3 protein-coding genes are annotated in these 4,109 nt (G+C 59.0%); all 3 read right to left on the minus strand.

Annotation, left to right across the window (positions count from 1 at the left end; translation table 11 throughout):
• Nucleotides 1–1,577: methyltransferase domain-containing protein (locus AB4Y99_RS26175; protein ID WP_441525382.1), on the minus strand; the 1,577-nt coding region annotated here is incomplete at its 3' end.
• A gap of 36 nt (nucleotides 1,578–1,613) precedes the next feature.
• Complete coding sequence (locus tag AB4Y99_RS26180; RefSeq protein ID WP_441525383.1) at nucleotides 1,614–2,942, minus strand: ABC transporter ATP-binding protein; 1,329 nt, start codon at nucleotides 2,940–2,942, stop codon at nucleotides 1,614–1,616.
• Nucleotides 2,932–3,732: an ABC transporter permease gene (locus AB4Y99_RS26185; protein ID WP_441525384.1), complete on the minus strand. Its 801-nt coding sequence runs from the start codon at nucleotides 3,730–3,732 to the stop codon at nucleotides 2,932–2,934. The genes AB4Y99_RS26180 and AB4Y99_RS26185 overlap by 11 nt, the downstream gene beginning before the upstream one ends.
• Between the last annotated feature and the right edge of the window lie 377 nt (nucleotides 3,733–4,109).

Genomic DNA, 4,109 nt, shown 5'->3' on the forward strand with positions numbered 1-4,109 from the left:
TCGTTCAAGGTCGCGAAGGCAGCTTCGATAGTGCCGGGGCGCACGAACGCATCATTGTTCAGAAGTAAAAATGCCTGCCCCCGCGCGGCATGCGCCGCTCGATTGGTCGCCGTCAAAAACCCCTCGTTCGCGTCGTTTACAATGACACGAATTCCGTCGACGCGGCTCAACATGTCAGTTGTTTCGTCAGTCGACGCATTGTCAACCAGGATGACCTCGATTTTTGACGAAACCGATTGCAATGCTCGAAGGCAACGTAAGGTAAAATAAGCCTTGTTCCAGACCACTATGAGAACGGAAATCTCCGGATTTTCATGGGGTGGGAAGCTAATTCTTGCCCCAGAATTGAGGAAATCGATTAAGTCGCTCGTGGCAGTATCAACGGCTTGTTTTTTTAAGTCCTCCAAACTGGCGCGAGATTTAGGAACCTCGCGCGCCGTCTTTGAAGCGAGCGCCTGCCTTCTATCGGCAAGTCGCTGGGGGAGTTGGCCGGTTGCGGTCCAATAGACGAGCTTAGCGACTTGCCGCAGACGGCGGCCGAACCCCGGATAGCGGGTCATGACATGCCGCAGGGGAGCAGAGGCGCGCCAGCTAAGCGATGCCCGCAGGCGTTCGAGTTCCTGTCGCATGCTGTCGGAGGCAACGATCGCGGCCGCGAGCCGCATTTCGAGTTCTTTGGTTGTGCGGTGAAGCTCGGTCGCACGTTCCATGGTCGCTACGTGCTGCTGCTCGACATGCTGCAAGTCGGCTTGCGCTGCCTGCAAGTCGGCTCGCGCTGCCTGCAAGTCGGCTTGCGCTGCCTGCCGTGCCCGCAAGTCCATATCGATGTCGTTCCGATAGACATACAGGCTGCGAGGTAGTGGCGGCAGTGCGGCGTCGGAGGCGAGGCCGATAAGATACGGCGCACGCTCCATCGTTTCGCCCGCTTCAATCTGATCGCCGTCTCGGGCTTCGAAGTGTCGTGTGGACACGCTCTCCTGATCGCCCTCGACGAAGGATCCAATCAGCGCACGTTGGCGCGCGATCCGCACATTCCCAAAATAGGCGCGCAGCGCGCTTTCGAACTCGGGTCGGTTGACTTCCTTGACGTGGAACGGGTTGGGCGGAATGCCGGGGCCGGAATAGATGTCGCGGTCTGGGGTGCTGATGATCACCAGCCCATTTGGGCGCAACACGCGGCGCAATTCGGCAAGAAAATCTTCGTGCTCGGCGAAATGCTCGAAAGTTTCGAATGAGACGGCGACATCGATGCTTGCATCCGGAAGAGGAATCGCCCGCGCGTCGCCCTGAATGTAGCGCAGATTGGGGCGATTGAACTCCGCTTTGGCGGCTTCGACTACGGTTGCGTCGATTTCAACTCCGACGACAGATCGTGCGACCTGCGCCAGGATGGCCGAACCATAGCCTTCCCCGGCGGCGATATCGAGTACGTCGAGATTGGCGCAGAAGTCGCGCGCTAGGAAATAGCGATGGTAGTGCTCGACCGCGATCTGGCCCGAGATCGCTGATGTCAGCCGCTCGCCGCTGAAATCTATCGGTGCGTTCGCGGCTTCGCGCTTGAAAATTTCGGCCATCATCGGATCTCGGGCATGGGGCTGGTGTCGGAGCGTGTCTCAAGTTTTTCGTTCGAAACGAACCCGCATGTCGGGGAGTCCGAGCAGGCCGCGATGGCCATTCTTCTGCAGCGATCTGAAAATTAATACGTCGTTGACGAAGTGATGTTGAGCATGGACCTCGGGCGTACCGTCTGCGACCCCAACGCAGATGCTGTAGTCGCCGTGGAGTAGGTAGGGCATTCGGAAATGGAAGGAAGCCTGTAAAATTTCACCGGGCTCTGCCCCAAGGCCGCTGTTCTGATAGGTAAGAAACGTGTTTTCGCCGAACAGATTCTGCCCCAGTCGATCACGAACGTAAAAGCCGAGAATCGGATTGGCCAGAGGGGTCTGAACGCGCACGCGAACTCCGAGTGAGACGTCCTCGCCGCCCTGTACGGCTCGAATCGCCCGACCTGCCTCATCAACCAGCGTAACTTGCTCGATCTCGGCTCCGCCAGCGCCAAAGGATGATGTTCCCTGAGCCGGAGCAACGAGGGTTTCAGCGTTGGCGTCGGCATGGCCCGAAAGAGACGACGCATCGGCGATGACATTCGGCGCGCGGGTCAGGTTCAGGTCGAGCCCCTGCGCCGCAGAATGCATGCGCACCAGATAGGATTCCGAAACGAGCTTCGGAACCCCGTCCTCGACGATAGTTCCGCCGTCGAGCCAAATGGCTCGATCACACAAGGAGAGCACGGCGGCAGTGTCATGGCTCACGAACAACAACGTTCCCCGCTCGGCAAAATCACGGAGAAAGCGCATGCACTTCTGAACGAACAAGGCGTCGCCGACGGCAAGTGCTTCGTCAATGATGAGAATGTCGGCATCGACGTGCGCCATGACAGCGAATGCAAGCCGTACGGTCATGCCGCTTGAATAGGTCTTTACGGGCTGATCGATAAAGTCGCCGATATCGGCGAAGCTCTCGATCTGCGGTAGCCTGGCGTTGATTTCGGCTGTTGAGAGACCGAGCAGGCTGCCATTGAGATAGACATTCTCGCGCCCGGTGAATTCCGGGTTGAACCCCGCGCCCAACTCGAGCAGCGCGGCGACGCGGCCTGACGTTTGAACAGTGCCTGTCGTCGGCGCCAGCGTCCCGCAAATGATCTGCAGAAGAGTGGACTTGCCCGCGCCATTTCGACCAATAATGCCTACTGTCTCGCCTTTCCGGATCGAAAAGGTCACCTCTCGCAGCGCCCAGAACTCACGAAAGTAACTGGGCGCCGGGCGGCCAAGCAGGCGGGCAAGGCGGGGCGTCAATGCTTGCTTAAGGCGATCCTCCGGTCGTGCATAGGTCCGGAAACCCTTGCTGACACCGTTAACCGCAACCGTGATGTCAGAGGACATCGGCGAACCCCTTGCGGCTGCGCTGGAACCACCAATAACCAAAAAAAGCCATGGCAAAGGCCAGCACATAGTAGGCCACAAGCGCGTTCCAATCGGGAAGCCGGCCCCAGATTAGGACGTTACGCAGCTGCTCGATCGGCAGTGTGAGGGGATTGAAAAGTACCAGGCCGCGTAGGCTCTCGGGCAGGGCTGACAATGGGTAAAATACCGGCGAGAGGAAAAGCATCATGGTCGTTAGCAGGCCGATCACCTGTCCAATATCGCGGATGTAGACCCCGAGAGCCCCAACGAACCAAGTCAGGCCTAGCGTCAGCAACACGAACGGGGCGATGACGACGGGCAGCAACAGCACGGTGGCATGCAAGGGGTTGCCGACAAACAGCAGCGCGGCGAACAGGATGATTAGGCTGATGCCGGCATGAAACAGGGCCACGCCAACTGTGATGATCGGCAGCACCTCAAGTGGGAATACGACTTTCTTGACGAAGTTCGCGTGTTCGATCAGCAGTCGAGGCGCGCGCGTCAGGCATTCCGCGAAGAAAGCCTGCACGATCAACCCGGCGAAGAGAACGACTGCGAAGCTTACGCCGCCGTCCGGCGCTGCGTTAGACCAGCGTGCCTTGAAAACGACTGCGAATACGAAGGTATAGATCGCCAGCATAAGAAGCGGATTGATCAGCGACCACAGCAAGCCGCCGAACGACCCTCGGTAGCGTCCAACGATTTCCCGGACCACGAAGCTCTTGATGATCTCGCGATTGCGCCAGATCGAGCCAACGGCGTCGGTCACCCCGCGGCCCATTCGTCCGACCGTCCTTAAACCAATCTGCAATGTAACTTTCTCAACTTCCAGAATGCAAGGACAGGCAGGCCGTTGGGTCGAGAGGCGGCAGGAACGCTGATCGTGTCGCGCGCATGCGCCTGTCTTACGGCCCAACAGCGCCGAGGCTCTATATCCAATCGGATCTGGCACGTCCATCGCTGCTTGGCCGGATCCCGGTTAGAAGCTTCCGAAGCAAGGCGGGCGCCATCGAGGGGTGGCCGGTGAACAAGCCACTCTACCGGGCTCGTGCGGGTTCGGCGTCCGGACATGGCCCCAAACCCGAATACCAGTCCTTTGCGATCTGAGAGGGACATGGGGACGCTCCCCAAGCGTTGGTCTCGATG

The sequence above is a fragment of the Allobosea sp. TAB14 genome, from assembly GCF_052113865.1.
Taxonomy (GTDB): Bacteria; Pseudomonadota; Alphaproteobacteria; order Rhizobiales; family Beijerinckiaceae; genus Allobosea; species Allobosea spartocytisi.